Here is a 5,775-nt window from a genome sequence, read left to right as displayed (position 1 = left end):
TCCTTGTCTTCGGGCAGGTGCTCCCGAAAGCCGCCGCGAGGCCGCGAGCCGAGTCGGTTCTCATGGGGGCTTCGCGCCCCCTCTTCGCCCTCGATCTCCTTCTCCTGCCGGTCACCGCGGCGGCGAGCGTTGTCATCCATCTGACCCTGGGACTGCTGCGCAGGGACAGGAGGGGCGCTCCGGTCACGCGGCAGGACCTGAAGGTGCTCGTTCAGGACGTGGGAGGGGAGACGGGTCCGCTTCGCCAGGAGAAGAGGATGCTCCAATCGATCCTCGACTTCGGGCACACGACCGCGCGAGAGGTGATGGTGCCGATGCCCTCGGTGGTGACCGTGGCGAGAGACTCGAGCCTCGAGATGTTCCGCACGCTTGTCCGGCGACGCCCCTACACCCGCATCCCTGTTCACGAGAGGCGGACCGATCGAATCGTGGGGATCGTGCTCCTCTTCGATGTGCTCCTCGACCCGGGGCGCGGCGAAACGGTGGAGGCTTACGTCAGGCCGGTGACGTTCGTGCCGGAGACGAAGAGGATTGACCGCCTGATGGTCGAGATGCAGCGCCGAGGGGAGACGATGGTCATCGTGGTCAACGAGTTCGGATCTTGCACGGGAATGCTGACCATGGAAGACATCGTTGAGGAGATCATGGGTGAGCTTGCCGATGATCATGAAGTGGGGGTGAAGCGGATCCGCTCCCTCGGCGACGGAGTCTATATCGTGGACGCCCTGACCGACATCGATGACCTGAACGAGGAGTTGGGTCTCGAACTCCCGAAATCGCGCTACGATACGATCGGCGGGCTGATCATGCGCCGGCTGGGGCGAATTCCCCAGGAAGGGGAGGGCCTCGACTACGACGGCGTGGTCCTGGAGGTGCTGGAGGCCTACCCTTACGGCGTGCGCACGGTGAAGCTCAAGGTCCCCTCTCAAAGGGCGGAGGAATCATGAGGCCATCGCGACTTCTCCTGGCTCTGGTCACCCTGTCGGCGACAGTCGCCCTCGAATCGGCCGCGGAGGACTTCCACGCAGTCTCCTCCCGCGGGGCGAGCGCAATCCTCGTGGGCGAGGAGGGGCGCATCATGCGCGCCTACCCCGCCCCGCACAACTCGATTTGGCTCTCTGCCGCCAAGATCGTCGATGGGACGCTCCGCGCGGCGGCGACCGGCGCGAGCGACTACTTCGCCGTGGGGGACGATGGGGCGATTCTGCAGAGCACCGATCCCGAGGGGAGAGGAATCACCTGGATGCTGGGTCGAGCCGCCAGCCCGGGCCTCAACCTGTGGGGACTGGCGAGGAGCTCCAGGCTGATGGTGGCCGTAGGCGACTCCGGGGCGGTCTTCCTCTCGGGGGACTTCGAGGGGAACGGCTGGACCCGCGTCGATTCGGCGGCCGTGCCGACGAGGCGGACTCTGCGGGGGATCGCGGGGGGAACCTTCTACATGGCGGCTGTCGGAGACACCGGAACGGTGATCTGGTGCAGGAGCAATGAGCCGATCACTTGGTCCGCGGCGACCACGGTTCCGACGGAGAAGGACCTGCGGGCCGTCGCCGTGGAGCCGACGGGGTCCACGAATCCTCGCTTCTGGGCCGTGGGCGCTGAAGGGACCATTCTCAAGGGGAATCCCTTCGCCCTCGAGTGGGAAGCGCTTTTCTGCCCTGTCTCGAACGGGCTCAACGCGATCGCCCTCTTCCGGCTACTTCCCGACAATGTCCTGATCGGCATCGCCGTCGGGGACGGCGGGGTGATCCTCCGCTCAGTGGGCGGGGCTATCTGGAATGTTGTCGATTCCGGCACCCAGCAGGATCTCCGGGGCATCGCCTACACGGGAAGCGGCGCCGGGGGAGGGTATGTCGCGGTGGGGGACGAGAACACGATTCTTTGGAGCCCGACGGGCTTGGACTGGCAGGCGGTCGTCGTTCCGACAGCGCCGACGAGTTCCGGCGGGATCCGAGGGTCCTGGAGGAAGACCTCTCCCGGGCGCTGAGAAACCGCATCGAAACCGCGGCGCACGCGCATCGCGCCAACCCGCTTCTCCGACACGGCCAAGCCGGCCTAGCTGAGCAAGACGTTGCGGGTCCGCTGAAGACCCTGAGGGCCGCGTGCCTGGGCGAGGAGGACCTCGACCTCCCCGTGGTCCAGGTAGACCCCCCCGCAGCCGCCGCAGCGGTCGATCTTGACCTCCTCGGCCTCCACTTCCTCGAGCGTGTCGCCGCACTTCGGGCAGACCATCCAGAACGGCTCGTTCGATGACTCGCTCTCGCGATCCAGCCTCTCCCGGTCCAGCTCCTGCCTGCGCACGCGCGGATCGTCCATCCGTCCGTAGATGGACTCGACCTCGTCCAGGTCCTCCTCGGGCTCCTCTTCGTCGGGCTCCTCGAAGGCGGGGGAGCTCTCCTCGTGCGGGGTCTCTTCCTGCGAGTCGCCGGCCCCGCCCAGCCGCTTCTCGAGCGAGCGGATCCTCTCCCTGGCCTCCTCGAGGTCCCTCTGAATCGTCTCCTGCTCGAGTTCCGCCGCCTCCGCGATGGCGACGTGCTCGTCCCGCTCCGCGATTAGGCTGCGGATCTGTTCGGCCATCGCGGCGATCTGCTCATCGGCCGAAGCGCCCCGGCCGCCGGTCGAGCGCCGGGGGGTCTGCGAGGCCGCCTTAGCGGGCGTCGGCTTGATCGACCCCTTCTTGGCGGACGGCCCGGCGGAGGCCTTCTCTCCGCTCTTCGCCTTCTTTCGGGATTGCGTCATGCGACACCTCAGGGGAGGCCGGGACCAGACCGGCCGTGAATCGAGCCTGTTTCAGGGGCGCCAGGCGCCAGTGCGGACTCGGACCGTCTCCCCACAGATCCAGCGAGGAACGAGAAGCCCGAACGTCCGTGTCGCGAAGGATCGAGAACTCGTCCGATTCCTCGTCGGAGAGGATGCCGTAGATGAAACCAGCGAAGGTTCCCGAGACGATTCCCCAGCGGACGGCGTCGTCCTCGTATCCGTCGCGCACCACGAGCGCGCTCGCGAGGCCGAGCAGGCCTCCAAGAAGGGCTCCGTAGAGAGTCGTCTTCGTGATCGCCTTCATCTTGGAGTCCGCGCCGCCTGCCCAGGCGCACTCCGGCGAGGCCGAGATCGACAGCAGGACCGAAAGGAGCAGGAGGCAGATCAGGGATCGCGCCAGAGGCGACGTCGTCTTCACGGGCCCGCGCGCTGTCGTGTCGTTCTCTTTCAAAGCATGTCTCCGGATCGGAGCAGACCTCCGTGGAGTGGCAGTGTAGGAACCGTTCCCTCGGCTGTCAACATGCACGGGCGCAGCGACTCTTCTTGTAGAGGCTCCCATCCTGTGCTACTTTGGCGACCGCGCCGTGGAACATCCTCAAGTCCCGGGGCGCATCGGGGGGAGAGAGCTTGGACCGGACCTTCGTCCACCTTCATAACCACAGCCAGTATAGCCTGTTGGACGGAGCATGCCGCATCTCGGAGATGGTCGGGCGCTGCCGGGAGCTTGGAATGCCGGCGCTTGCGCTCACCGATCATGGAAACCTCCACGGTCTGATCGAGTTCTACAGAGAGGCGGTCTCCCAGGGAGTGCGCCCCGTTCTCGGGATCGAGACCTACATCACTCCCGGATCGCGCCACGATCGCACTCCGCATCGAGGGGAGAGGAACAACTACCATCTGATTCTCCTCGCGAGGAACCAGACAGGCTATCGGAATCTGCTGGAACTCTCGAGCCGAGCCTTCCTCGAAGGGCTCTATCAGCGGCCCCGCATCGACAGGGAGATCCTCAGCCGGCACGGGGAGGGGCTGATCGGCCTCTCGGCCTGCCTTCATGGCGAGGTGAACTGCCTCGTGCGGGGCGAGAAGTACGAGACGGCCCTCGAGGCGGCTCGCTACTACCGTGAAGTGCTCGACGAGTTCTACATCGAGCTGCAGGATCACGGACTGCCGGAAGAGAAGATCGCCACGCGGAGGCTGATCGATCTCGCGAGGGAGGGAGGCTTCCCCCTGGTCGCCTCCAACGACTGCCATTATCTCTTCGGCAGGCACTCCGCCGCCCAGGATGTCCTCCTGTGCATCCAGACGGGGAAGATGCGCTCGGACGCGAACCGGCTTCGCTTCGAGTCCGACCAGATGTACTTCAAGAGCGCGGAGGAGATGGAACGGCTCTTCGGGGAAGTGCCGGAGGCGCTGGAGAACACGATCCGCATCGCGGAGAAGTGCGATGTCTCGCTCGAGTTCGGCAAGCTGCGCCTTCCCCATCTGCCCTGTCCGCCCGCCTACGCATCGCTGAACCACTACCTCGACGCCATCTGCGAGGAGGGGCTTCTTCGGCGTTTCCCGGCTCCAGGCGAGGAGCTGAGGGCGCGGCTTCGCTACGAGCTGGACGTCATCCACGCGATGGACTACGCCGGCTACTTCCTGATCGTCCAGGACTTCATCAACCGCGCCCGCGAGGAGGGGATCCCAGTGGGGCCCGGGCGCGGATCGGCGGCCGGGAGCCTCGTCGCATACTGCCTCGGCGTCACCAACATCGATCCGATCCGTTACAACCTGATCTTCGAGCGATTCCTGAATCCCGAGAGGATCAGCATGCCCGACATCGACGTCGACTTCTCGGACCGAGGGCGAGCTTCGGTGATTCGCTATGTGATCGACAAGTACGGGGCGGAGAACGTGACGCAGATCATCACCTTCGGCACGATGGCGGCGCGCGCCGTCGTCCGGGACGTGGGGAGGGTGATGGGCGTCCCTTACGGGGAGGTCGACCGGATCGCGAAGATGGTCCCCCAGGCGCCTCACATCACGCTGGAAAAGGCCCTGGAGCAGAGCCCGGAACTCAAGGAGCGCTACGACGCGGATGAGCGTGTTCGCGAGCTCGTCGACACCGGAAGGGTTCTGGAAGGTCTCACGCGACACGCGTCGACGCACGCCGCCGGCGTCGTGATCAGCCCGACGCCCCTGGTGGAAACGGTGCCCCTCTATCGCTCCTCCGAGGGAGAGGTGACGACGCAATGGGACATGGTCGCCTGCGAGGCGATCGGTCTGCTCAAGATCGACTTCCTGGGTCTGAGAACGCTGACGGTTTTGCAGGACTGCCTTGAGGGGATCCGCGCGAACCACGGCGTTCGGATCGATCTCGATTCGATCCCTCTGGACGATTCCGCGGTCTACGGTCTCTTCGCGGGCGGGGAGACGGTGGGGATCTTCCAGTTCGAGTCCTCCGGGATGACCGACTACCTGCGCAAGCTGAAGCCCCACTGTCTCGAGGATCTGATCGCGATGAACGCCCTCTATCGCCCCGGCCCCCTCGGCAGCGGCATGATCGACGACTTCATCCAGCGCAAGCATGGGGCGAAGCAGATCCGATACGAGCACTCGTCGCTCGAGCCGATCCTCAAGGAAACCTACGGCGTGATCGTCTACCAGGAGCAGGTGCTCCAGATCGCGAGCGCCCTGGCCGGCTATTCCCTGGGAGAGGCGGATCTCCTCAGGCGCGCGATGGGCAAGAAGAAGCAGGAGATCATGGACGAGCAGCGCGCGATCTTTGTGGAGCGCGCGGTCGGGCGCGGAGTGAAGGGCGAGTGCGCCCGGCGGGTCTTCGATCTGATGGCGCACTTCGCCGGCTATGGATTCAACAAGAGCCACAGCGCCGGCTACGCGCTCGTCGCCTACCAGACGGCATGGTTGAAGCGCCACTACCCGGCCGAGTTCCTGGCCGCCTCGCTCACCTCCGAGATGGCGGACAAGGACAGGGTCATGATCCTACAGGCGGAGTCCAGGCGGCTCGGAATCCGC

General features: G+C 65.6%; 5 protein-coding genes. 3 read left to right on the top strand and 2 right to left on the bottom strand.

The genetic code is table 11. From position 1 onward, the window contains the following. A partial coding sequence (locus tag FJY88_11370; GenBank protein MBM3287931.1) for an HlyC/CorC family transporter occupies nucleotides 1-947 on the top strand: 947 nt, incomplete at its 5' end. Beyond that, nucleotides 944-1,984 carry a hypothetical protein gene (locus FJY88_11365; GenBank protein MBM3287930.1) on the top strand — a complete coding sequence of 347 codons (1,041 nt, stop codon included), beginning with the start codon at nucleotides 944-946 and terminating at the stop codon, nucleotides 1,982-1,984. The genes FJY88_11370 and FJY88_11365, both read left to right, overlap by 4 nt. Before the next feature lie 68 nt (nucleotides 1,985-2,052). Here FJY88_11365 and FJY88_11360 read toward each other — a convergent pair whose 3' ends face one another. Beyond that, nucleotides 2,053-2,736 (bottom strand): hypothetical protein, encoded by a 684-nt coding sequence (locus FJY88_11360; GenBank protein ID MBM3287929.1) that lies wholly within the window; start codon nucleotides 2,734-2,736, stop codon nucleotides 2,053-2,055. Beyond that, the gene (locus FJY88_11355; protein ID MBM3287928.1) at nucleotides 2,645-3,208 is read right to left on the bottom strand and encodes a hypothetical protein; all 564 of its coding nucleotides are present in this window, start codon (nucleotides 3,206-3,208) and stop codon (nucleotides 2,645-2,647) included. Before FJY88_11355 ends, FJY88_11360 begins: the two co-directional genes overlap by 92 nt. Nucleotides 3,209-3,327: 119 nt before the next feature. Here FJY88_11355 and dnaE point away from each other — a divergent pair. Next, nucleotides 3,328-5,775 (top strand): DNA polymerase III subunit alpha (dnaE, locus tag FJY88_11350; GenBank protein ID MBM3287927.1); only part of this gene is annotated, 2,448 nt, incomplete at its 3' end.

It is taken from the genome of Candidatus Eisenbacteria bacterium (genome assembly GCA_016867495.1).
Lineage (GTDB): Bacteria > Eisenbacteria > RBG-16-71-46 > CAIMUX01 > VGJL01 > VGJL01.
The sequence above is the reverse complement of the archived record's forward strand: the minus strand, read 5'-3'. Positions and strand labels throughout refer to the sequence as shown.

What these genes read in the sequence shown, in the direction of transcription:
- FJY88_11365 (MBM3287930.1), top strand. Translation starts at nt 944, where the DNA reads ATGAGGCCATCGCGACTTCTCCTGGCTCTGGTCACCCTGTCGGCGACA.
- FJY88_11360 (MBM3287929.1), bottom strand. Translation starts at nt 2,736, where the DNA reads ATGACGCAATCCCGAAAGAAGGCGAAGAGCGGAGAGAAGGCCTCCGCC.